Source organism: Rhizobium sp. 16-488-2b (genome assembly GCF_017741815.1).
In the GTDB taxonomy this organism is placed as follows: domain Bacteria; phylum Pseudomonadota; class Alphaproteobacteria; order Rhizobiales; family Rhizobiaceae; genus Rhizobium.
The window spans coordinates 353,329-376,970 of the sequence record NZ_JAGHMF010000003.1; the positions used below are offsets into that span (position 1 = coordinate 353,329).

General features: G+C 60.9%; 23 protein-coding genes. 14 read left to right on the forward strand and 9 right to left on the reverse strand.

Annotation, left to right across the window (positions count from 1 at the left end; translation table 11 throughout):
• Window positions 1-59 precede the first annotated feature (59 nt).
• From secD to ybaL, 3 genes are all read right to left on the reverse strand, one after another.
• The gene (gene secD, locus J5286_RS03365) at window positions 60-2,600 is read right to left on the reverse strand and encodes a protein translocase subunit SecD (protein ID WP_209189145.1); all 2,541 of its coding nucleotides are present in this window, start codon (window positions 2,598-2,600) and stop codon (window positions 60-62) included.
• 92 nt (window positions 2,601-2,692) lie between these two features.
• Window positions 2,693-3,079 carry a hypothetical protein gene (locus J5286_RS03370; protein ID WP_209189146.1) on the reverse strand — a complete coding sequence of 129 codons (387 nt, stop codon included), beginning with the start codon at window positions 3,077-3,079 and terminating at the stop codon, window positions 2,693-2,695.
• A gap of 54 nt (window positions 3,080-3,133) precedes the next feature.
• The gene (ybaL, locus tag J5286_RS03375) at window positions 3,134-4,945 is read right to left on the reverse strand and encodes a YbaL family putative K(+) efflux transporter (protein WP_209189147.1); all 1,812 of its coding nucleotides are present in this window, start codon (window positions 4,943-4,945) and stop codon (window positions 3,134-3,136) included.
• Window positions 4,946-4,980: 35 nt separating this feature from the next.
• Between ybaL and J5286_RS03380 the strand changes: the two genes are divergently transcribed.
• Window positions 4,981-5,286 carry a helix-turn-helix domain-containing protein gene (locus J5286_RS03380; protein WP_209189148.1) on the forward strand — a complete coding sequence of 102 codons (306 nt, stop codon included), beginning with the start codon at window positions 4,981-4,983 and terminating at the stop codon, window positions 5,284-5,286.
• A gap of 4 nt (window positions 5,287-5,290) precedes the next feature.
• Here the strand turns inward: J5286_RS03380 and J5286_RS03385 are convergent, their stop codons facing one another.
• Window positions 5,291-6,715: an ArnT family glycosyltransferase gene (locus J5286_RS03385; protein ID WP_209189149.1), complete on the reverse strand. Its 1,425-nt coding sequence runs from the start codon at window positions 6,713-6,715 to the stop codon at window positions 5,291-5,293.
• Between the two features lie 644 nt (window positions 6,716-7,359).
• Between J5286_RS03385 and J5286_RS03390 the strand changes: the two genes are divergently transcribed.
• From J5286_RS03390 to visR, 13 genes are all read left to right on the forward strand, one after another.
• Window positions 7,360-8,973 (forward strand): globin-coupled sensor protein, encoded by a 1,614-nt coding sequence (locus tag J5286_RS03390; RefSeq protein WP_209189150.1) that lies wholly within the window; start codon window positions 7,360-7,362, stop codon window positions 8,971-8,973.
• Between the two features lie 63 nt (window positions 8,974-9,036).
• Complete coding sequence (locus J5286_RS03395) at window positions 9,037-9,327, forward strand: STAS domain-containing protein (RefSeq protein ID WP_209189151.1); 291 nt, start codon at window positions 9,037-9,039, stop codon at window positions 9,325-9,327.
• Between the two features lie 2 nt (window positions 9,328-9,329).
• A complete protein-coding gene (cheY1, locus tag J5286_RS03400; protein WP_018898407.1) occupies window positions 9,330-9,695 on the forward strand; it encodes a chemotaxis response regulator CheY1 in 366 nt (121 codons plus the stop codon).
• Window positions 9,696-9,712: 17 nt separating this feature from the next.
• On the forward strand, window positions 9,713-11,953 hold the full coding sequence (locus tag J5286_RS03405; RefSeq protein ID WP_209189152.1) for a chemotaxis protein CheA: 2,241 nt from the start codon (window positions 9,713-9,715) through the stop codon (window positions 11,951-11,953).
• A gap of 3 nt (window positions 11,954-11,956) precedes the next feature.
• Window positions 11,957-12,424 carry a chemotaxis protein CheW gene (locus J5286_RS03410; RefSeq protein WP_018898409.1) on the forward strand — a complete coding sequence of 156 codons (468 nt, stop codon included), beginning with the start codon at window positions 11,957-11,959 and terminating at the stop codon, window positions 12,422-12,424.
• Window positions 12,421-13,332 (forward strand): protein-glutamate O-methyltransferase CheR, encoded by a 912-nt coding sequence (cheR, locus tag J5286_RS03415; RefSeq protein ID WP_209189153.1) that lies wholly within the window; start codon window positions 12,421-12,423, stop codon window positions 13,330-13,332. The genes J5286_RS03410 and cheR overlap by 4 nt, the downstream gene beginning before the upstream one ends.
• Complete coding sequence (gene cheB, locus J5286_RS03420; protein ID WP_209189154.1) at window positions 13,329-14,369, forward strand: protein-glutamate methylesterase/protein-glutamine glutaminase; 1,041 nt, start codon at window positions 13,329-13,331, stop codon at window positions 14,367-14,369. Before cheR ends, cheB begins: the two co-directional genes overlap by 4 nt.
• Window positions 14,369-14,758 (forward strand): response regulator, encoded by a 390-nt coding sequence (locus J5286_RS03425; RefSeq protein ID WP_018898412.1) that lies wholly within the window; start codon window positions 14,369-14,371, stop codon window positions 14,756-14,758. The genes cheB and J5286_RS03425 overlap by 1 nt, the downstream gene beginning before the upstream one ends.
• Window positions 14,755-15,309: a chemoreceptor glutamine deamidase CheD gene (cheD, locus tag J5286_RS03430; RefSeq protein WP_209189155.1), complete on the forward strand. Its 555-nt coding sequence runs from the start codon at window positions 14,755-14,757 to the stop codon at window positions 15,307-15,309. The genes J5286_RS03425 and cheD overlap by 4 nt, the downstream gene beginning before the upstream one ends.
• Window positions 15,310-15,321: 12 nt before the next feature.
• Window positions 15,322-15,714: a chemotaxis protein CheT gene (cheT, locus tag J5286_RS03435; protein WP_018898414.1), complete on the forward strand. Its 393-nt coding sequence runs from the start codon at window positions 15,322-15,324 to the stop codon at window positions 15,712-15,714.
• 110 nt (window positions 15,715-15,824) lie between these two features.
• Window positions 15,825-17,513, forward strand: a complete 1,689-nt coding sequence (gene fliF, locus J5286_RS03440; RefSeq protein ID WP_209189156.1) for a flagellar basal-body MS-ring/collar protein FliF — start codon at window positions 15,825-15,827, stop codon at window positions 17,511-17,513.
• Between the two features lie 314 nt (window positions 17,514-17,827).
• Window positions 17,828-18,574 carry a transcriptional regulator VisN gene (visN, locus tag J5286_RS03445; protein WP_209189157.1) on the forward strand — a complete coding sequence of 249 codons (747 nt, stop codon included), beginning with the start codon at window positions 17,828-17,830 and terminating at the stop codon, window positions 18,572-18,574.
• 13 nt (window positions 18,575-18,587) lie between these two features.
• Window positions 18,588-19,337 carry a transcriptional regulator VisR gene (visR, locus tag J5286_RS03450; RefSeq protein ID WP_209189158.1) on the forward strand — a complete coding sequence of 250 codons (750 nt, stop codon included), beginning with the start codon at window positions 18,588-18,590 and terminating at the stop codon, window positions 19,335-19,337.
• A 10-nt stretch (window positions 19,338-19,347) separates the two neighbouring features.
• On the opposite strand, the gene J5286_RS03455 is transcribed toward visR, so the two are convergent.
• From J5286_RS03455 to J5286_RS03475, 5 genes are all read right to left on the reverse strand, one after another.
• Entirely contained in the window at window positions 19,348-19,788 is a 441-nt protein-coding gene (locus J5286_RS03455; RefSeq protein ID WP_018898418.1) for a BspJ family T4SS effector nucleomodulin, read from the reverse strand.
• A gap of 4 nt (window positions 19,789-19,792) precedes the next feature.
• Window positions 19,793-20,872: a flagellar biosynthesis protein FlhB gene (gene flhB, locus J5286_RS03460; RefSeq protein WP_209189159.1), complete on the reverse strand. Its 1,080-nt coding sequence runs from the start codon at window positions 20,870-20,872 to the stop codon at window positions 19,793-19,795.
• A 126-nt stretch (window positions 20,873-20,998) separates the two neighbouring features.
• The gene (gene fliG / locus J5286_RS03465; protein ID WP_018898420.1) at window positions 20,999-22,039 is read right to left on the reverse strand and encodes a flagellar motor switch protein FliG; all 1,041 of its coding nucleotides are present in this window, start codon (window positions 22,037-22,039) and stop codon (window positions 20,999-21,001) included.
• 29 nt (window positions 22,040-22,068) lie between these two features.
• The gene (gene fliN, locus J5286_RS03470; RefSeq protein ID WP_047507388.1) at window positions 22,069-22,638 is read right to left on the reverse strand and encodes a flagellar motor switch protein FliN; all 570 of its coding nucleotides are present in this window, start codon (window positions 22,636-22,638) and stop codon (window positions 22,069-22,071) included.
• Between the two features lie 62 nt (window positions 22,639-22,700).
• The gene (locus tag J5286_RS03475; protein ID WP_209189160.1) at window positions 22,701-23,639 is read right to left on the reverse strand and encodes a FliM/FliN family flagellar motor switch protein; all 939 of its coding nucleotides are present in this window, start codon (window positions 23,637-23,639) and stop codon (window positions 22,701-22,703) included.
• Window positions 23,640-23,642 lie beyond the last annotated feature (3 nt).

The window sequence follows — 23,642 nt, forward strand, 5'->3', positions numbered from 1 at the left end:
TCTGCAACCGGCGCCCGCATCAATTTCACGAAAGCAACCTGAAAAGGGTCGATCCTTTATCAGCCAGCCGACTTGCGCGAGCTCGGCGGAATGATGTCGACCTTGTCGTCGTTGCTCGAAACCGCGGCGCGGTGGCGCGTGCGCCAGTCGCCGAGGAAGAGCAGGATCGGCGCCGCGATGAATACCGACGATGCGGCGGCGACGAGAATGCCGAACACCATCGGGATCGCGAAGCTTTCGACCGCGCTGCCGCCCCAGATTGCCATCGGCAGCAAAGCGAGGAAGGCGGTGACGTTGGTGTAGATGCTTCGGGCCAGCGTTTCGTTGATCGACTTGTCGATCAGTTCGCGCAGCGGCATCGACTTGTAGAGGCGCATGTTTTCACGCATGCGGTCGTAGACGACGACTTTGTCGTTCACCGAGTAGCCGACCAGCGTCAGGATCGCCGCGATGGCGGTCAGGTTGAAGTCGAGCCCCGTCAGCGCGAAGAAGCCGATGCACTTCGTCACGTCGAGAATGAGCGTGACGATGGCGCCGACCGCGAACGGCCATTCGAAGCGATACCAGATGTAGAGCAGCATCGCGAGGCTGGCGATCACGACGGACAGGATGCCCGCCCATGCAAGTTCGCCGCTGACCTTCGGGCCGATGACATCGGTGCCGGTCACGGTTGCCGACGGATCGATCTTGACGATCTCGTCCTTCAGCTTGGTGACGGCTGCCGTCTGCGCCTCTTCACCGCCGTCCTGGCGCTGCGCGCGAACGGCCATGGTGTTGTTGTCGCCATAGGACTGCAGCGAGACTTCGCCGAGGCCGAGGCTGTTCAGGCCTTCACGGAACTTGGCGAGATCGGCTGCTTCCTGCGTCTTCACCGACATCTGGATACCACCACGGAAGTCGACGCCGTAGTTGAGGCCAGGGTGGAAGAAGAGCACGACCGATGCGACCGACAGCAGTGCCGAGACGGTCACGCCGAAGAAGCGCGCCTTCATGAACTGGATGTGCTTGTCGTAGGGGTAGAAGACCGGCAGCAACGGCTTGATGTTGATGGTCTTCAGCTTGAAGCGGCGGGTGATCTCGATCATCGAGACGCGAACGAAGGCGACCGAGGTGAACATCGAGATGATCAGGCCGAGCGCCATGGTGACGGCGAAGCCGCGAACCGGGCCGGTGCCGAACCAGAACAGGATGGCGGCGGCGATCAGCGCCGTCATGTTGCCGTCGATGATGGTCGAGTAGGCGCGGCGGAAGCCGGTGTCGATGGCCGCGAACGAGCCCTTGCCCTTGCGGGTTTCTTCACGGATGCGCTCGTTGATCAGAACGTTGGCGTCAACCGCAAGACCAATGCCGAGCACGACGCCCGCGATGCCGGGCAGCGTCAGCGTGGCGCCGACAAGCGTCAGTGCCGAGAAGGTCAGGATCGTGTGGATGAGCAGGGCGACGTTGGCGAGAATGCCCCAGGTTCCGTAGAGCAGGAAGATGAAGGCCGCGACGAGGACGAAGCCGACGAGACCGGAATAGATACCCATCTGGATGGCATCGGCACCGAGGTCGGCACCAACCGTGCGTTCTTCGATGACGGTGAGCTTGGCGGGCAGGGCGCCGGCGCGCAGCATGGCGGCAAGCGTGTTGGCCGTATCGGTCGAGAAGTTGCCGGAGATCTGGCCGGAACCACCGGTGATCGGCTCGCGGATAACAGGCGCGCTCAGCACCTTGTCGTCGAGAATGATGGCGAAGGGATTGCCGACGTTCTGGCGGGTAATGTCTGCGAAGCGGGTTGCGCCGGCGCTGTCGAAGCGGAAGCTGACGACGGGCTGCTGGCTCTGGTCGAAGCTGACGCGGGCGTCGGAAAGACGGTCACCGGAGATTTCGACGCGGTCGAGAACCGGATAGGTGTTGCCCTCGTCATCCTTCAGCATCGTCACGCCGGGGCCGGGAGCATTGTTCGGCGCGAGCATGTGGAAGGACATCTTGGCGGTCGAGCCGAGGAGCTGGCGAAGACGGGTCGGATCCTGCGCGCCCGGAAGCTGCACGAGAACGCGGTTGCCGCCGATGCGCTGGATCGTCGGTTCGGCGACGCCGACCTGGTCGACGCGCTGGCGAATGACTTCAAGGCTCTGCTGGACGGCGCTGTCGACGTTGCTGGAGATACCGGCGGCTGAGAAGGCAACGATGATGTTGCCGCCGCTGGTCGTGACCGAAAGGTCCGACTGGCCGGCGGAAATGCCGGTTGCGATCGTGTTGCCGAGCGTGCGCAGCTGCGTCACGGCTTCATCGGTCTGCGCCGGGTCGTTCAGCGTCACGACGATCTGGTTCTGGTTGCGAACCACCGACTTCGGCTGGATGTTCTTTTCGCGCAGCACGCGGCGCGCGTCCTGCAGAAGCGACTGCAGACGCTCGCGCGTCAGGTCGGCTTCATCGACTTCGAGAACGAGGTGCGAGCCGCCGCGAAGGTCGAGGCCGAGCGAGACCTGCTGGTGCGGGAGCCAAGAGGGAAGGCGCTGCAATGTGGATTGCGGCAGGGCATTCGGCAGTGCGATCAGAATGCCGAGGAGAATGATCACCGTATAGGTGGCCACTAGCCATGGTGAGGTGCGCATTGTGTTGTCTATCCTTGATAACGCTTGAACCTGCGCTTCAGGCGCAGGCAGGCGTGTCGTAAATGCAATGGGAGGCGCCGAGGCGCGTGTCGTCAGGCCGCGAAAGCGGGCGGGCCATGCGAATCGTAGGGCTTCGCGTCAGCCGCATAGAACGCAGGTGATGTCGATTGCGAAAGCCAGAGGAAGCCGGGCGACAAGCGCTCGAAGACTTGCTGGTCAGCGGTAGCCGCGTCGCCGGAAGCATAGGTCGCGTATTTCTGCGCGACCTTCCGGTCGGCTGCCAGCACGCCGCGCACGACGTCGCGTGCGCTCAGCTGCAGCGGCTGGCTATCCTTGCTCGACGAAGAGAATGCGTTGTTGGGCCCGCGCGTGGGGCCCAGCACGAGATTGCCGCCGAACAACAGGCCGAGATAGGCGAAGATCGCAACGGCCAGTGAGACGGCAACGCGACCGGTCATGCGGCGCGTATCGAACCTCATCTGGTCGTCCTGCGGATTTTCAATCTCGAACCGGCTCAACGGCGCAAAGTTCTCTCATTGTTTTTCTGGAGAAGGCGTTTCCTCGGTCGGGCTTATACCAGCCTCTGTCTCGACTTCATAGGGTGAACTGTCATGATGCACTTGAGAGAGACGGTCAAGCATGCCCATGGCGATTTCGCGCTCGCCCATGATGACGGTGTCGGCGCCGTATTGCTTCAGTTCTTCGACCTCGGCGTCGGAATGCGCGCGCGCCACGATCAGCACACCGGGATTGACCTCACGCCCCTGTTCGGCGACGCGGCACGCCTCGAAGGCGTTTGGAATGGCGATGACCAGGCTTCGCGCGCCCTTGAGATTGGCGAGATCGAGCACTTCGCGCGTAACCGCGTTTCCACCGACGACTTCGATGCCCTGATCGCGAAGTGCTGCGATCCGGTTGTCGGAATCCTCGACGACGAGGAAGGGTGTGCCTGAGGATTTCAGGTTCTGTCCGACAATGCTGCCGACGCGACCGTAGCCGACGAGAATGGCATGGCCCGAAAGCTTGGTGGCATGCACCTCGTCCGCCACGATCAGCGGTTCCTCCACTACCTCGGTCGTGGTCTCGGCGGTCGGCTCTGGGTGATGTTCCTCGCGCTTCGGCTCCAGCAGCGGCCGCAGTTTGTCGCAGCCGTAGAAGAGAAGCGGGTTGAGGATGATCGAGATGATGGCGCCGGCAAGGATCAGGTCGCGACCTTCTTCCGGCAACAGCCCGAGATCGACGCCAAGCGCTGCGAGAATGAAGGAGAATTCACCGATCTGGCCCAAACTCGCGGAAATTGTCAGCGCCGTTCCCACCGGCTTGCGAAACAGGAGCACGATGAGGAAGGCGGCCAGTGACTTGCCGATGACGATGATAAAGACGGTGGCGATCAGCGGGATTGGCTTTTCGACCAGGATGTTCGGATCAAACAGCATGCCGACCGAAACGAAGAACAGCACCGCGAAAGCGTCGCGAAGCGGCAGGCTCTCCTGTGCTGCCCGATGGCTGAGCTCGCTTTCGGCGAGGACCATGCCGGCGAAGAACGCGCCGAGCGCCAGCGATACACCGAAGAGCTTCGAGGCTCCGAAGGCGACGCCGAGCGCGATCGCCAGCACGCCAAGGCGGAAGAGTTCACGTGAGCCGGTATGAGCGATGCGGTGCATCGTCCAGGGAATGACGCGTCGGCCGAAGATCAGCATCACGCCGACGAATAGCGCCACCTTGACCAGCGTCATGCCGATGATGCCGCCAATGCCCATATCTAGGCCGAACATGCGGTTGACCGCTGCCGACAACGGCTCGACGGCTCCATGTCCGCTGCCGATGCTGGCAGCCGCGGGGATGAGGACGAGCGCCAGCACCATGGCAAGGTCTTCGACGATCAGCCAGCCGACCGCGATCTTGCCGCGTTCCGTCTCGACGAGCCGCCGCTCCTGCAAGGCCTTCAGGAGCACGACGGTCGACGCGACGGAAAGAGCGAGGCCGAAGACGAGGCTCCCGCCTGTAGGCCATCCCATCAGCGCGCCCAATCCCCAACCGAGCAGGGTGGCAAAACCGATCTGCACAATGGCGCCCGGCACCGCGATCCCGCGCACCGAGAGAAGATCCTTGAGAGAAAAATGCAGGCCGACGCCGAACATCAGGAGGATGACGCCGATCTCGGCAAGCTCAGGCGCCAGGTTCTGGTCAGCCACGTAGCCTGGCGTGTGCGGGCCCACCAGAATGCCGGCGATGAGATAGCCGACCAGAGGTGGCAATTTCAGCCGGTTGGCGAAGGCGCCGAGAATGAACGCAAGCACGAGACCCCCGACGATTGTCGAAATCAAAGGTGTATCGTGCGGCATCAGCTGTCTCCCCGACTGGAAATCCCGTTTCAATTATGACATATATGGCTTATATCAACCAATATGGGTGGTTTGACATCATGGGTCAAGGCGCGAAAGAAACAATTCTCACCCCGGCTCTCTGCCGCGCTGCCAGGGGTTTGCTGGATTGGACGCAGGTCGACTTGGCCGACCACGCCGCCGTCTCCCGCAGCACGATCCGTGACTACGAAGGTAAGCACCACGAACTGCATCGCGCCACCGAGGCGCAGCTGCGTCTGGCCTTTGAGAACGGCGGCGTCGCTTTCATCGAAGTTGAAGGCAAGGGCACCTGCATCTGTCTGCAGCCCGCGGGCGAATGATACGCTATTTTCCCGATTCCAGACAGCCGGCGTTCACCTTGTAGGCGTAGATCACATGCCCGCGATAATAACCTTCGCTCGGCTGCCATGACTTGATAGTCTGCGGCGGCTCGGCGCACGCGAAGGGCTGCGTGGTCACGAACAACACGTCGTCGCTGACGGTATTGGGCAGTGCGAAGGTCTGCTCATAATAGTTGTCGGGCGCTTCCGCCGGCGGCCGCGCATAGATCTTCAAGGGCTCGTTTCTGAGCGTATGATACATGTCCGCGAGGATGTCGCGGCTGTCGCTGACGATGATGCCCGTCCCCGCCTGTCGCGCCAGATCACCCGCTTCGCGGCTGATAGCACTTCGGCCAAGATAACGCTTCATCACTTCGTCCCCATTGGGCAGCACCAGCTGGTTAGCGAATATGGCGGCGAGCGGAAAGAGCACGCTGGCCGTGCCATTGATGGCAAACGACACGCGCAACCCCTTGGGCCAGACCCGATGAAGCAGCCAGACCGCGAGGATCGTGCCGGCGACATAGGCCGTCACGGCCCAGTTGGCATAAGCCTTGGCGATGAGCGCCTGGAAGGTGATCAGGAGCACGATAGGCACGGAAAGCCAGATCAGCAATTTCTCGAGTGCGCTGCCTTGCCCTCTCAAAGCCCGGTAGACCGCCCAGAGGATTGCGAAGAACACGATCGGGCCGACGACGCCGAACTGCGCGGCGAAGAACTCGATCCCGTGCCCGACATTGAGGTTCAGCCCGCTCCAGTGGGCGATGCTGGTCGTGTGCTTGATCGTCGTGGCGTCATGGGTGGCGTTCCACCAGAGGTTCGGCGCCGCCACCACGATGGCAGTTGCGGCCGAAATGAAGAAGTCCCGCCATCCAATCCGCGCCATCGGCAAAAGCAGCAAGGCGATCAGGCCGCCGGGCACGACGAACAGGATGGCGTATTTCGACAGGAAGGCGCAGCCGAAGGCCACGCCCATCAGCAACGCCAGTGCGATCGAGCGCTGGCGGGTCAGGCCGAAATAGGCAAACAGCGCGACAGCCAGGAAGAACAGCAGGATAACGTCGGTCGAGAAGAAGACGGAAGACAGAGCGACGCCGGGCAGCGTGATGTACGTCACCCCCGTCCAGCCCTCGATCTCGGGGCTGACGAAGCGCTTGGCGAGTTTCATCAGCACGAAGGCGGTCGCCATGTGCACGAGAGGGCCGCAAAGCCTGATCCAGAAGATCGCGGTCGATCCCGAAAGCTCGGTCATCGCGCGGATCACCCAGGCGATCATCGGCGGCTTCGAATAATAGCCGAAGTCGAGATTCTGCGACCAGAACCAATATTGCGCCTCGTCGACGAAGAGATCCGTCGTGTCGAAGTGTAAGGTGACGATGCGCCAAAGCGTCACGCCGACAATGATAAGGATACCGAGGCGTGGGGACATGCGTCTGATTTCCGTAACTGGACAAACCACCGCCGGCCAAAGCGCAACACTTCGCCGGCTCGGTGGTTAAACACGTCCATTACTGTTGTTTTATGACGGGAATTCAAAGCACCCGCAGAGGCAGGGCGACACGGCCCGCTTCAATACGGTCGAGAAGTGCGACGGCTGTGAGAACAGACACGGCAAGAAAACATGCACCCAAACCCAGAACAATCATTGCTCAATCCCTATGACGTCATGTCGTGATTTGGCGGGGATATAACACGAAGCTTGCTTCGAACTTGTAGCAGCGGCGCAACGTCACACCAGTATTTCATGGATGGTTATTCGCGTTGCTCCGAAAGCCGACATTCATAAAATGGGTATTAACCTTCAGGCAAGGAATTAACCATAAACATTGCAATACACGTCGGAATGGGAAAATTTTAGCGTTCCTAGCAGGCATGACGCCGAACCGCCGTACCGGCTTAATCCGGTATCGATCTCTCAAGTAGCTCTAAGATAGTCCGCACTGATCGCGACAGGTCCGACCGCCGGCGTTAGCCCGCGTCAGGTCCGCACGCATCCGTGTTGGTGTCAGGAGGCTTGATTTCTCTTCGGGCGATATGCCCGGGCATTGGTTGGGGACAGGCGTGGGGCAGAATATGCCATCGGATCAGGATCGTGGAGCACAGGCGGGCAGCCTGCGTGACCGCCTGCGCTTTGCCGGCCTCGATGCCGAGCAGTGCGAGATGGTGCGGCGCTATCGCCCGGCGCTCCAGCAGCACCTGACCTCAGGCCTTCGCGATCTCTTCCAGCGTTTCCAGTCTTTCCCCGATGCCGCCCGCAATTTCGAGACCGAGCGTCAGGTCGATCGTCTCCATGATCTACAAACGTCGCACTGGGATGTGCTGACCGATGCGCGCTTCGACAGCCTCTACGCCGAGCGCGTCAAGGTCCTGTCCGATTCCGAAAGCAAGATGGGACTGGACCCTCGCTGGCATGTCGCCGGCCACGGTGTCGTCCTCGAACATGTCATTGCCGGTCTCGCCGATGAACTCGCCGGCTCCTCCTTCCTGCCAAGCGTCAAGCGCCGCAAGCGCGAGATCGCCGATCTCATGACCGCGCTCATCCGCCTCGTCATGGTCGATGTCGAGATTGCCGTGTCGCTGCGCTTCAATTCCCTGCGCGCCTCGCAGCAGCGCCAGATTGCCGATCAGCGAAACAGCGACAAGGCCGAGGTCGCTCGTGTCTTCTCCGACGTCATCGAAGGCCTGGCCGCCCGCGACCTGACGGCCCGCGCCGTGGTCACCGAGGACGGTCCGCACAATGATGTCGCCCTGGCGCTGAACGGCGCGCTGGAAGCGCTGCAGACCGAGTTCGGCGCGATCAGCGAACGCACCTTGAAGGCCGAGGCATCGGTGCAGGTGCTTGGCCAGTCCGCCCGCAATCTTTCCGGCCACGCCTCCGGTCATGCCGAGCAGCTTCTTGCCTCAGCCGCGACACTCGCCGATCTCTCCGAAAACGTGCGTCGCAGCGTTGCGGGCAGCCGTGCTGCTGAAGACGCAGCCGCATCCACGCGCGCGGCGGCCGAAGCAAGCGGCGAGGTTGTCGGCCGCGCCATCTCCGCCATGGCCGATATCGAGCAGTCCGCCGAGCGCATCGGCCAGATCATCGGCGCCATCGACGAAATCGCCTTCCAGACCAACCTTTTGGCGCTCAACGCCGGTATCGAAGCGGCCCGCGCGGGTGATTCCGGCCGAGGCTTCGCTGTCGTCGCGCAGGAAGTCCGCGCGTTGGCGCAGCGCTCGGCCGATGCTGCCCGCGAAATCAAGACGCTGGTGACGACCACCAAGTCGCAGGTGGATGCCGGCGTGCAGATGGTTGGCCGTACGCAGGATTCGATCGGCAGCATCGTGCGCCAAGTCACCGATATCAACGCCGCCATCGCCTCGGTCGCCAGCCAGACCAGCAACAATGCCTCCGTGCTCGATGCGGTCACCACCGACGTCAAGGGCTTGGGCGCACGTGTCGCCGAAAGTGCCGACGCCGCTTCGCATGCAGCCGACGGCGCAGACGATCTCCACACCGTCATCGTCGAGCTTGGCCGCACGGTCCGCGAATTCCGCATCGCCCGCAATCGCGCCGAGGCAGCCGAGCGTCGCCCTGTGCGCGCCGTCGATGTCCAGCCCGCCCGCCGGGTTGTTGAGGAGGCCGACGCGCCATTCGATTTCAACCCTCCGCTCGCAAGTCTCGGAGGCGGACGAAATGCTTACTGAAGCACTGATTTATGACGGCGGCTCACATTCGTTGGGCGCCAATCAGCAGATAGGAAAAGTCTGATGGCAGCAAAAAAGAGTGGGAAGACGCTGAATTTGGCGGCGACCATTGACCTCAATGAAGCGTCGGCTCTGCGCGACAAGTTCCTGTCGATGCGCGGCAGCGCCGTGACGATCGACGCATCGGCCGTCGAGCGCATCGGCGCCCTCGGCGCACAGGTGCTGATGTCCGCCGCCAAGACCTGGGATCAAGACAAGCATGCGTTCACCTTCACCAAGGTTTCGGACGCGTTTCAGAAAACCATGCAGCTGATCGGTGTGGATGTTCACCCGCTGCTCGCCAAGGAGATTTAGTAATGAAGAAAAGAGTGCTGACCGTGGATGATTCACGGACGATCCGTAACATGCTTCTCGTGACGCTCAACAATGCGGGCTTCGAGACGATCCAGGCTGAAGACGGCGTCGAAGGTCTCGAGGTTCTGGAGACATCCCACCCCGACGTCATCGTCACCGACATCAACATGCCGCGTCTCGATGGCTTCGGCTTCATCGAAGGCGTTCGCCGCAACGACAAGTATCGCGCCATCCCGATCCTGGTCCTGACGACCGAGAGCGATGCCGAGAAGAAGAATCGCGCACGCCAGGCCGGCGCCACCGGCTGGATCGTCAAGCCTTTCGACCCTGCCAAGCTGATCGATGCCATTGAGCGCGTAACCGCTTAAACTCAGGAATTTCTTTTATGGATATGAACGAAATCAAAGAGATCTTTTTCCAGGAATGCGAGGAACAGCTCGCGGAACTGGAATCCGGTCTTCTGAAAATGAATGATGGCGATCGTGATCCGGAAACCGTCAACGCGGTATTTCGCGCCGTTCACTCGATCAAGGGCGGCGCTGGCGCCTTCGGTCTGGACGATCTCGTCGCCTTCGCGCATGTGTTCGAGACCACACTTGATTGCGTTCGTTCCAACAAGCTAGAGCCGACCCAGGACGTCCTGAAGGTCATGCTCAAGTCGGCCGACGTGCTCGCGGACCTGACCAATGCCGCCCGTGACGGCGGCAGCGTCGACGAAAGCCGCAGCCGTGGCCTCGTCAAGGAGCTGGAAGCACTTGCCAACGGCGAACTCCCATCGCCGTCAGCCGCTTCCGAAGCGCCTGCACCGGCACCGGTCGCAGCAGCGCCCGTCAAGCCAACCGACGAGAGCGGCTTCGAGCCGATCCCGTTCTCGTTCGACGATTTCAGCGACGACGAGATCTTCGAGATCACCTTCAAGCCGCGCTTCGGGCTCTATTCCAAGGGCAACGACGCGACACTGCTGTTGCGCGACCTCAGCCGCCTCGGCGAGATGAGCATCTATTGCAACATGGACGCGCTGCCGGGCCTCGACGAGCTCGATCCCGAAGCCGCCTATTTCTACTGGAACATCACGCTCAAGACCGACAAGGGCGAAGACGCGATCCGTGCGGTCTTCGAATTTGCCGAGTGGGATTGCGAACTGACCATCACGACCGTCGCCGCTGAAACCGAAGCCGCTCCGGCCGAGGAATTGCCGATGGTGCCCGTGCCCTTCGACCTCTCGGCGCTGGACGACGGCCCGGAAGCTCCGGCCGCTGAAAAGAACGATGCAGTTGCTGCTGTAGCCGCTGCCGAAACGGCTTCGAACGTGACGCAGATCGCGTCCGCCGCAGCCCGCGTCGAAAAGAAGGAATCGGCTGCTGCCGCCAATGCAGCCGCTGCCGCCGCCGCCCAGAACAATGCCGCCGCCAATAGCGCCGGCCAGACCATCCGCGTCGATCTCGATCGCGTCGACCGCCTGATCAACCTCGTCGGCGAGCTCGTCATCAACCAGGCGATGCTCTCCCAGAGCGTCATCGAAAACGACACGACCGGCACGTCCTCGATCAACATGGGCCTCGAGGAGCTTCAGCAGCTCACCCGCGAGATCCAGGATTCGGTCATGGCGATCCGCGCGCAGCCGGTCAAGCCGGTCTTCCAGCGCATGTCGCGTATCGTCCGCGAAGTCGCCGACATGGTCGGCAAGTCGATCCGCCTCGTCACCGAAGGTGAAAACACCGAAGTCGACAAGACGGTCATCGACAAGATTGCCGAGCCGCTGACGCACATGATCCGCAATGCCGTCGACCATGGCATCGAAAGCCCGGAAAAGCGCACTGCCGCCGGCAAGGATCCCGAGGGTACGATCAAGCTCACCGCGAAGCATCGTTCGGGCCGCATCCTGATCGAACTGCAGGACGACGGCGGCGGCATCAACCGCGAACGCGTCAAGCAGAAGGCAATCGACAATGACCTGATCTCGCCGGACGCCAACCTGTCCGACGAGGAGATCGACAACCTGATCTTCGCGCCGGGCTTCTCGACCGCCGACCAGATCTCGGACATCTCCGGTCGCGGCGTCGGCATGGACGTCGTCAAGCGTTCGATCCAGGCGCTCGGTGGTCGCATCAGCATCACATCGAAGCCGGGCCAGGGCTCCGTCTTCACCATGAGCCTGCCGCTGACGCTCGCCGTTCTCGACGGCATGGTCGTCACGGTCGCTGGCCAGACACTCGTCGTACCGCTGACGGCGATTGTTGAAACGCTGCAGCCGGAGGCTTCGGCCATCCATTCCTTCGGTGCCAGCCATCGCCTGATCTCGATCCGCAACTCCTTCTGCCCGCTGGTCGATGTCGGTCGCATCCTGAACTTCCGCGCCACCCAGGCCAATCCGGTCGAAGGTGTTGCCCTGCTCGTCGAATCCGAAGGCGGCGGTCAGCGCGCGCTGATGGTCGATGCGATCCAGGGTCAGCGTCAGGTCGTCATCAAGAGCCTCGAGGCGAACTACACCCACGTTCCGGGCATTGCCGCGGCAACCATCCTGGGCGACGGTCGCGTCGCGCTCATTCTCGATGTCGACGCAGTCGTGGGCGCTTCGCGCGGCCAGGCGCTGAGGCAGGAAGTATCCCTGGCGGCGGCGGGTTAAGTTATGTCCTATATCGTGAAAAATCTGAGCGAAGGGCACCGCGAGCTGATCGCGTTCCGCGTCGGCGATCAGGAGTTTTGCGTCAATGTCATGTCGGTTCGCGAGATCCGCGGCTGGACGCCGGCAACGGCCATGCCGCACTCGCCTTCCTACATGAAAGGGGTCATCAACCTGCGTGGCGCCGTGCTGCCGATCATCGATCTATCGGCCCGTCTCGGCATGAAGCCGACCGAGCCGACGCAGCGCCATGTCATTATTGTGGCCCAAGTTCACCGAAAAGTAGTTGGTCTGCTTGTAGATGCGGTGTCGGATATACTGACTGTTAGTGAAGACAACGTACAGCCAACGCCCGAGATCGCGTCCGAACTGCAGCGTCAGTTCGCGCGCGGGATCATGGCGATCGAGAAACGTCTGATCTGCCTGTTGGAACTGGAAGCCATATTCCCTGACGCGGAAAGCGAAGCTGCATGAGTGTCTTGAGTGCAAAAGATGTAAGACCGGGGAGCCCCGATGAGGTTCTGGCGAGCGGCGAATATCCGCTGACGCGCCGCGACCTCACGGAAATCGCCGCGATGATCTACTCGGATGCGGGCATCTTCCTCAACGAGACCAAGGCATCGCTGGTCTATTCGCGTCTTTCCAAGCACATTCGCAATCTCGGCCTGTCCGGCTTCCGCGAATACTGTTCGCTGGTGTCTTCGCAGGCGGGTGCTGGGCCGCGCCGCGAAATGCTGTCGCATCTGACCACCAATTTCACGCGCTTTTTCCGTGAAAACCATCACTTCGAGCATATGCGCGATCACGTGCTGCCGGAGCTGTTGCAGCGTGCCAAGTCCGGCGGTCGCGTCCGCATCTGGTCGGCAGCCTCGTCGGATGGCCAGGAGCCCTATTCGATCGCGCTGACGGTGCTGTCGATGATGCCGAATGTCGCCGACTACGATTTCAAGATCCTCGCGACCGATATCGATCCGAAGATACTCGCCATCGCTCGCGCCGGCGCCTACGACGAAAGTGCGCTCGAAACCGTTTCGCCCGCCATGCGCAAGCAGTGGTTCAGCGAGGTCAATATCGAAGGGCGCCGCAAGTTCCAGGTCGATGACCGCGTCAAGCGGCTGATCACCTATAACGAGCTCAACCTGATGGCCCAGTGGCCGTTCAAGGGCAAGTTCGACGTTATCTTCTGCCGCAACGTCGTGATCTATTTCGACGAACCGACCCAGATGAAGATCTGGTCGCGCTTCGCCGAGCTCATGCCGGAGGGCGGTCATCTCTATATCGGCCATTCCGAGCGGGTGTCCGGCGATTCCAAGCATGTCTTCGACAATATCGGTATCACCACATACCGCTATACGACCAAGGGCTTTGGGAGGAAGGGATGAGCATGGCGGCACGTGTTCTCGTTGTTGACGATTCTCCCACCATGCGCGGTCTTATCACCGCCGTGCTGCAGTCCGATCCTGACGTCGACGTCATCGGCCAGGCCGGCGACGCCATGGAAGCGCGCGAAGCGATCAAGAAGCTCAATCCCGATGTCGTGACGCTCGATATCGAGATGCCGAACATGAACGGCCTCGATTTTCTTGAGAAGATCATGCGTCTGCGCCCGATGCCCGTCATCATGGTGTCGACGCTGACACATCGCGGCACCAACGCCACATTGGCGGCATTGGAGATCGGCGCGTTCGATTGCGTGAGCAAGCCGCAGCCGGGCGACATACGCCCCTTCGCCGACCTCGCCGAGAAGGTAAAGGCCGCCGCCCGTTCGCAGCGCCGTCCCGTCATGGCCCCGCAGCCTGTCGCGCCGCCGCCCGCGGTTGCCGACTATCGCGTTGGCCGCAAGGTGGTTGCGATTGGCTCGTCGACCGGTGGCGTGGAAGCGCTGATTGCCGTGCTGCAGAAATTCCCGGCCAACTGCCCGCCGACCGTGATTACGCAGCACATGCCGTCGACGTTCACCAAGAGCTTCGCAGAGCGGCTGAACCGCCTCTGTGCTCCTGTCGTGCAGGAAGCGACCGATGGCGCGCGGCTCGAAATCGGCAAGATCTATCTGGCCCCCGGCGGCGAGCGGCATCTGCAGGTGGTCAATCCATCAGCACCCTGCTGCCGCCTTCTCGAACGCGAGCCGGTGAATGGTCACCGTCCGTCGGTCGATGTTCTCTTTGATTCCGTCGCCGAGCTTGCGGGCCGCAATGCTGTCGGCGTGATCCTGACCGGAATGGGCCGCGACGGCGCCGCCGGTCTTCTGAAAATGCGCCATGCAGGCGCCCGTACCCTCGGACAGAACGAAAAGACCTCGGTGGTCTACGGGATGCCGCGGGTAGCTTTCGAACTCGGCGCTGTCGAACAACAGCTGCCACTTAATGCCATTGGCGAGGAAATCTTGAAGATGACCGCCCGTAAGGAAGGAACTGACTAATGTCACTCGCAGAGAAAATCAAAGTTCTGATCGTCGACGATCAGGTTACCAGCCGCCTGCTGCTCAGCGACGCGCTGACCCAGCTCGGCTTCAAGCAGATCACGGCCGCCGGCGATGGCGTGCAGGGCATGAAGATCATGGCCCAGCAGCCGCACCACTTGGTCATCTCGGACTTCAACATGCCCAACATGGACGGTCTCGGCTTCTTGCAGGCCGTCCGCAGCAATCCGACGACCAAGAAGGCGGCCTTCATCATCCTGACCGCGCAGGGCGACCGCGCGCTGGTCACCAAGGCGGCAGCCCTCGGCGCCAACAACGTCCTGGCCAAGCCCTTCACCATCGAAAAGATGAAGGCGGCGATTGAAGCCGTATTTGGAGCGTTGAAATGACGATGGAGGTTGCGGCCCGCCGTGTTCATATCATTCAGGGCGAATGGAAGGTCCTGAATGATCCGAATGCGGTCTTGACGACCATTCTTGGCTCGTGCGTGGCTGCATGCCTACGGGATCCCGTGGCCGGCGTTGGAGGGATGAACCACTTCCTTCTGCCGGGCAACGCGACGACGCCCATGACGGGGGGAGATGCCACGCGATATGGCGTGCATCTCATGGAACTGCTGATCAACGGTCTCTTGAAGCAGGGCGCGCGCCGCGACCGCCTGGAAGCCAAGATCTTCGGAGGAGCGAAAACGATCTCGACATTCTCGAATGTCGGGGAACAGAATGCCGCTTTTGCCACGCAGTTTCTGAAGGATGAAGGTATCCCCATCGTCGGTTCCAGTACCGGCGGCGATCACGGGCGCAAACTCGAGTTCTGGCCGGTCTCCGGTCGCGCTCGGCAGTACCCGCTCACCGGTGCCGAAACCCAGAAGACCGTCGCGCTCGAACAGCGTCCGGTTGCCCCGCAGAAGCCAGTTGAAACCAGTATCGAATTCTTCTGAGCCGAGGTCCTAATGAATGTGAATGCACAGGCGGAGCAACCGTCGCCGGTCGAAGCACTGCCCGACATCCTGATGCGGGTCGTGTCCGAACTGCACGACGTCGCCTATCTGATCGAACGGATCGAGCCTCAGCTTCTTGAAATCGGCGGCGAAAATCTGCTGAACGCGCCCGAAAGCATGAAGGTCCTGCAGGGCATCGACCTTGCCGTGCAGAAGGCACGTGGGATCGCCGAATTCATCGATACGATAACCGGCGAGATCTCCAATGAATGGATGGTCGACGTCGCAACCGCACTCAGCCTCGTGAAGCTCAGCGAGATGCAACGCGCGCTGGGTGGCGGTGGCATGCGCCACGGTCATTCCCAGCCGATCAACAAGGCAGCCGGCGACTTCGATTTCTTCTAGCCGGCGCTCTTACTTAAGCGTCAATACGAAACGCTCGCACAAGTTTCGGCTTCTATAGGTCAAATTAGGCGATAGGCCTGCTTTGTCTGTAAAGATCGTGCGAGAACAGAATGAATCTGTTAAATCAATTACTTCCGATTATTAGGAACTTCAGTTCCCTTGGGCGGAATCGCCTGCTGGCGTTGGCCGGCATCGGGGTGGTTTCCGTGGCGCTCATTCTCGGTGCCGCTCTATTCGTGAACAAACCTGCTCAGGAAACGCTTTATGTCGGGCTCGATTCTTCCGATCTGAACCAGATCAGCATCGCACTCGCGGAATCGAATATCGCATTCCAGGTGGGTTCCGACGGTTCGAGCATCACCGTGCCGGCCGGCATGACCGGCAAGTCGCGTCTGCTGCTCGCCGAAAAGGGCCTGCCCAACAGCAACAATGCCGGTTACGAACTCTTCGACAAGGTCGGCTCGCTCGGCCTAACCTCCTTCATGCAGGAAGTTACGCGCGTTCGCGCGCTGGAAGGTGAGATTGGCCGCACGATCCAGTCGATCTCCGGCGTATCGGCGGCACGCGTGCACATCGTCATGCCGGAGGTCGGCAATTTCCGTCGCGCCGAGCAGAAGCCGACGGCATCCGTCATGCTTCGAGCGAGCGCCTCGACTGGCCGCGCCGCGGCAAGCTCCATCCGTCACCTCGTCGCCTCGGCCGTGCCGGGGCTTGATGTCGGTGACGTGACCATTCTCGATTCCGCCGGCCAGCTGCTCGCTTCCGGCGACGAGGCAGGCAACAGCAACCTCAACCGCTCGCTCGGCATCGTCCAGAACGTCCAGGACGAAATCGGCTCAAACATCGACAAGGCGCTCTCGCCGTTCCTCGGCATGGACAATTTCCGCTCGAGCGTCACCGCCGACCTGAATACCGACGCCCAGCAAATCCAGGAAACCGTCTACGATCCGGAATCCAAGGTCGAGCGCTCCATCCGCACGACCAAGGAAGCGGCCCAGTCTCAGCAGACATCGAACGACAACGCCACGACCGTCCAGCAGAACGTCCCACAGGCTGCTCCCCCGACTGGTGGTTCGAACGGTCCTGCCTCGCAGGACAAGTCCGACAAGAAGGAAGAGCAGACCAACTACGAGATCAACAGCAAGACCACGGCGACGACCCGCAACAGCTATAAGGTCGAGAAGCTCTCGATCGCGGTTGTCGTCAACAAGGGCCGCATCGCACAGATGGTTGGCGAACCTGTCGACCAGGCCAAGATCGATGCCTATCTCGCGGAGATGCAAAAGATCGTCGCTTCGGCTGCCGGCATCCGCGCCGATCGCGGCGACGTGGTCACGGTCACGGCCATGGACTTCCTTGAAAACCAGCTTCTCGAAGAAACCGGTTCCGGCGTCCGTGTCATGGACATGCTGAGCCGCAACCTCGCTGGCATCATCAACTCGCTCGCCTTCGTGGTCGTCGCCTTCCTGGTTATCTGGATGGGTGTCCGTCCGATGGTCCGCAGCATGACCGGTGGTGGCGCGGCGATCGCGGGCGATACCTCGATCGAGAGCGCCGGCCTCGAGCTTCCGGACTTTGCTCCGGCAGGCGACGCAGGCGGCGGGGCTCTCATGGATGGCTTCGGCTCGGACTTCGGCTTCGACAGCACCGAAGATCTCCTCAGCCTTGGCGACGACGATGGCAGCTTCAATCGCCGCGTCAAGGAGGGGCCGGAGCGCAAGTTGGCGCGAATGGTTGAGATCAACGAGGAACGCGCAGCGAAAATCCTCAGGAAATGGGCGGTCGACAACGCCGCATAACAAAAGGGCCGGGAAACCGGCCCTTATCTTTTTTGGCACATCGCACACACGAAAACAGTGCATGACTCGCGTTTGACGCGAATCGTATTGCCATATTGCCTCGAATCATCTTAGCTTACTATAACTTCTAAGAGATGAATTCCTTGTGCGAATCGGCGCACAGTTCGTGACGAAAGTAAATCCCCAGAACTCGGAGATGGTGATTTGCTCTCATTGACGTACCTTTTGGATGATTCGCGGAGAAGGTGCATTTCTTTGCTGAAAGACGTGATCAAGCTTTTTTCGTGATAAGTTCTCAGCCTCAGGAATTGCCAATGGACATGCATATATTGCAAGCTCTCAAGAGCGAAACGAGGACAGGGAACTTCGTCGGGATTGCTGCGACCAACCTGTCATCGCGCTCGGAACTCATTGCCCAGCTTTGTGAAATAGCGGGCACGGGAAGGTTGCAGCCGGGGCTGCGCATCCTGACCGACTATGTGGGGGCTTCGCACTATCTCCTGGCACGCGCTGATCTGCTGCAGGAAGCTGGCCTCGATTTCGTGGTCTCGTCTGATTGGCCCTTCGACCTCGTCACCAATCTCGCCGAAGCATTTGTCGGCGGTTTCGGTCGCGCCACCGAGCTTGAAAAGTGCATGCAGCTCTTCCAGCCGCACTTCTCCGTCCTGCCTGAGACGGCAGATATTCCCGATGGCGCTAGCCGCCAATATTGCTCGCTGATGTTCAATATCGGGCGTTCGCGCCTGGCGCTGATGTTCCTGTTCGATGATGGCTTCATCCTCTCGCAGGAGCGCCTGAGGGATGTCGGTTTGCTCACCGCCTATTATACGAGCCTGCTGCAGTATAGCGGCACGAAGGCGGATCGTGATTTCGAACTGACCGATCGCGAACTTGAGTGTCTCTTCTGGATTGCCGAAGGCAAGACCAGCGACGAGATCGCGATGATCCTCGGCATCTCGCGAAACACGATCAACAACTACATCACCAGCGTCATGCGCAAAACGGCAACGAAGACCCGTTCCGAGGCCATCGCTTTCGCTGTCAGAAACAATCTGGTGTAAGGAGGGCGCGCTCATGGCATATGCATCGGGCCGGTCGATCAGCAGCTCCGACACCATCTCGCGCTCCACGCGCGCCAACAGGGTCAGCAGCCGATCCGATCTCTTTCCGCGTCTGGTCGCCATGCAGAAGCTGGCCGACGCGCAGAACTTCGCGGTCTATCGCATGTCGGGCTCGGGCCTGCCGGCCAAGCAGCGCCTAATCTGCGAGCTGGAGAACTGGGGTTCGGCCAATGCCTCGCTGCACAAGGCCTTTGTCGATGCTTACGGCGATGCGCTGATCGAGCATGTCGAGAAGTCGCTCCTGCCGCTCGCCTGGGCTGGCAGCCACGATCGCAGCTTCCCCGGCGCCATCGGCATGGCTCCCTTCGTCGTGCGGCTTCCGGATGGCCTCGTGCCGTTCTCCGGCCTTGCCTTCCCCGTTCGTCTTGGCGCGATCGGCAACGGCTTTGTTGTCTTCACCGGCGATGATCTTGATCCACCGAACGACATGGTCGTTGATCTGCACGGCCGCGCCTGCCAGGTGATGATCGACCTGCTGTCGCTCGACGAGCGTCGCGTGGCCGCAGCCGAAGCGCTCAGCGAACGCGAGATCGCCTGCCTGCAGCTCGCCGGCGACGGCCGTATCAGCGAAGAAATCGCAGACAAGCTCGGCCTGTCGGTGCACACCGTCAATGCCTATCTCGGTTCTGCGACGATCAAGCTGGATTCGGTCAACCGCATCCAGGCGATCGCCAAGGCGATCCGGCTTGGCTACATCAGCTGAGAAATATTAGTTAGCTCGCGAGCGCCTGAAGTGGCGGTACATTGTAGCGCGCCTGATTGAGGCTCTGCTCGAGAAACGCTGTGTTTTCGTGCGGGTTCGACGAAGGGTTCTCGAAAGCGATGTGGTTGATCTCGATGCCGGCATGCTCTGCGGCGAGCGTCAGCTGCGCGTAGACGGTGACGCCGCGCGGCTTGATCTCGAGGTCGATGACAACCTCCGGCTTGCCGCCCCATTCGAGCGTATAGCTGCCGCCATGGCCGAAATTGACGGTGCCAGGATGGAAGAACATCTCGGCGGCCGAGGAAACGAGGTCCGAAAGATTGCCGTAATACTCAAATCGCAGGATCGAAATCAGGTCCGAAGCGTCCAGCAACCGCAATTCGGTGGCGACTGGGCTGATTGCTTCGGCAAGAATCTTCTCGCGCTGGGCAGAGTAGGGGCATTTTTTCATTCGTTTATCTTACCCGGTTGTTCTTGGCCTGCGCCGCGTACACCCGATGAATGAGCTCCGCGACGGCCTTGTAGAATACTGACGGGATGACACTATCCACCGAGACTTGCGCAAACATGGAGCGCGCAAGCGGCGGATCTTCGAAAACCGGTATTCCGTTCGTCTCTGCGATCTCTCTGATTTTTAACGCAATTAGGTCCTGGCCCTTCGCAACGACGATAGGCGCGTCGTTTTCCTCGCGCACGTAGCGCAGGGCAACGGCGAAGTGGGTCGGGTTGGCGATGACCATGGTCGCGCGCGGCACGTTGGCGATCATGCGGCGTCTTGCACGGTCGCGCATCAGCGCGCGCTGGCGGCCCTTCACAAACGGGTCACCCTGCGATTGCTTGTTCTCTTCCTTGATTTCGTGGCGCGACATCTTCAGCTCGGTGAACCAGTGATAGCGCGTCCAGAAGAAGTCGACGATCGCCACCAGCGCGGTCGTAATCAAAACCACCAACGTGATCTTCTGCATTCCCGACATCATGCGGGTAAAGATCGTTCGTGGGTCGGAGAACATTGCATCGATCGATGCGAAATAGTCGCTGCGAAGCAGGAGCACCATCACGACGCCGACGATGACGATCTTCGTCAGCGACTTGCCGAACTCGATAAGCCCCTGCAGGCTGAAGAGCCGCGACCACCCCTTGGCTGGCGATATGCGCGACCATTGCGGCCTGATGCGTTCGAGAACCGGCACCGGCAGGTTCTGGCCGATCGAAGCGGCGACGCCGAACACCATGAAGAGAATCATCGCCGGAGCGAGCAGCTGCGCGCTGACCCAGCCGAGGTGGACGAAGAGCGACAACACGTCAGTTCCGGTGTCGATCTTCCATTGATCCGGCTGCTCGAAAATATCCTTGAGAGATGCGCCGACGACGCTGAGCCCATTCGGCAGGAAGAAGATGAGATAAATGTAGGTGGCGAGAACCGTGGCGAAGAGAGGCAGTTCGCGCGAGAAGGGGGTATTACCTTTCTCTGCCGCGTCGCTTTGCTTTTTCGCGGTAGGCGCTTCTGTTTTACTTTCCTTGTCGTCGTCCGCCACGGTCGCGACTCCTAGTCAAAAAGAAAAGGCCGCGCCAGCGCGCGACCTTTGCTTTTGTAGTCCCCGGAAATGCCGCGATCAATCGCGGCGTTCGTCTCGGGCCTATCTGTACACAGTAACAGCGGCTTAGGCGGCAGCCGCACCCTCGGCTTCGCCTTCCTTGAGCTGGATCTGGCCGGAATTGGCCAGGCGAATCGCTTCCTGCGCGATGGCGCGGCGTGCGATCGCGATCTCGCGCGGGTTGATGCCCGTGGTGCCGCTCTGCAGGTCGGATTCGATCATGCGGCGCTGGCGCGGGCTGATCGAGGCGAGAACGGCTTCCTTCATTTCCGAAGAGGAGCCGCGCAGCGCCATGGTCAGGATATCCGCGGAAATGTCGTTCAGCAGCATGACGCGGCTGCGCTGCGGCATGATCATCAGGTCTTCGAACAGGAAGATCTTCGGACGAACCTTGTTGACCGATTCGCGGCTGATCGATTCGAGCGATGTGAGCAGGGTATCGACCTGCGGCTTGTCCATCTCGTTCATCAGCTCGGCAACCTTCGTCGAGCCGATCGAGTTCTTCTCGGCATCGATCTCGGCGAGCAGCGTCATGACCTGCTTTTCGATGATCTGTGCCGCCTTCGGGCTGACGGATTTCAGATTGACGGTACGGTTCATGATGTCGGCGCGACGGCCGTCGGGGATCTGCATCAGCACCTTGGCGCCGAAGGAAGAGGGCATCATGGACAGGATGTAGGCCACTGTCTGCGGGTGTTCGCGCAGCAGGAACTTGCCGATGAAGGCGGGATCGCCTTCGCCCAGCCGGTCCCAGATGGAGGTTTCATAGGCCTGGAACGCCGTGCGGCGGCCAAGCAGGCTGTCGACTTCGTCGGGCGTCAGACCTTCTTCGAGGATGCTTTCGATCGCCTTGGCGTTGTCCATAAGACCTGCACCTTCGGTGAACAGATCCTCGAACTCGGCCACGAGGCCGAGCAGCTCATCCGGCGGGATCGCGCGCAGAGCCTGCGCGGATCCGATAATCGTCTGCAGTTCGGCCTGCGTGAAATACTTCAACAGTCTGCCAGCAACCCCTTTCCCCATCGCGAGGAGAACGGCCGCTGCTTTCTCAGCCTGGGTCAACGGTTTCTCGGCAAGAGCGCCGCCGAAATCGTCAAAGTCCATCATGGTCTAACCTCTCCGTCCCTACAGCGGGATCAGGCTTTCTTAGTACCTAAAACTTCAATCAGTTTTACGCCAAAACGTGTGTCGTCATTTTCGAGAACGGTGATCTCGCCGCGCGCGATCTTGCGGCCATTCACCATGATTTCGACCGGCTCGCCGATCTTCTTGTCCAGCGCGATCGTGGCGCCTTCGTTCAGGTTCATCAGGCCCGAGACCTGCATGCGGCTGCTGCCGAGCATGATCTGAACATCGATCGGGATGTCCATGATCAGATCCATATTCGACTGCATCGCGCTGCCAAGCGGGGCCGCGACGCCAGGGGTCGCCGAACTGTCGCCAAAATCGGACACGCCGCCGAAGTCAGAGGAGCCACCGAAATCGCCGCCACCAAAGTCGGTGTCGGTGCCGGTCTCCAGATCGCCACCAAAGGCCGACAGATCGGTGCCGCCGCCAAACGCGTCGAGGTCGCCGCCGCCGAAATCGGGCATGCCGCCGTCCGCGTCGGTTTTCAGCACGCCACGCAGGTCATCGATAGCCTGATCAAGCTCGGCTTCGTTGCCTGGTTGCTCGAGATCGGTGCTCTTTGTTTTTTTCGTCGCCATGAAATCACTATTCCAGTTGAAACTTGCCTCAACCTGCCTTGAGGGGTGGGGGCCGAAATCGGTTAATTCATTAAGTAGCGGATGAGGTCGTCATCCGAGTTGATCGTATCCTTCACCCGGACGGTATAATTCTCGCCCGAGCGCCCCAACTCGCACACGTAAAGCTCTTTGCTGTTGGCACTGACATCGACGCGGACATCGCCGCTGTCCAGGAAGGGAATGACGTCGCCGGCCGCGAGCTTGGAGATGGTGCGCAGCGTCAGCTCCTGAAGATGGATCTTCGCTTCCAGCGTCACCTGCGAGCGGCGAACCTGCTCGCTCATCTGCTCTGTCCATTCTGACGAGTTGGCCGATGCGTTCTTGGCGCGTGGCACGACAACGGTCGTCTTCAGGAGCGCCGCCTGGGGAACGATCAGCGAGAATTCCGACGTGATGCCGGAAAGCGTGATCGTCATGTTGATCGCGGCAGCAAACTCATCCGGCTTGTCGTCCGGCGCCTTCGGGCGCGTCTCGGCGGCGTGCGGCGGCTCGAGGCTAGGCTCGAAGCCACCGGGCGCATTGACGGCGGAGCGAAGCACGTTGGCGATCTTTTCGAACACCGTGACGGCAAGTTCAAGCTCGATGATCGACAGCAGGCGATCTGCCGGCTGCTCGACCGTCTCGGGCGATGCGCCAAGCAGGTGCTCCATCAGCGTGATGATGAAACCGTTGCCGCACGACAACGTGAAGTCGGTCGACCAGTTGCGAAGCGATCCGTCGACCAGCGTGACGCTCTCTCCGAGATCGGCGACCAGGTCGTGCTTGTAGCCGGCGTGGCAGCCGAGATAGTTGACCTGTACGTCGAGGTCGGTCTCGCTCTTGATGACATCGGGGAGAAACACCCGGTAGACGTCGCCGAAGGCGGCGCAGAGCTTTTCGACCGTCGCCTTGTCGCCCAGCCTGCCTGTCAGCTTCGCGAGCAGTGCGTCGTCCATCAATGGTTTCTGGAGTTGAGCGTTCATGTC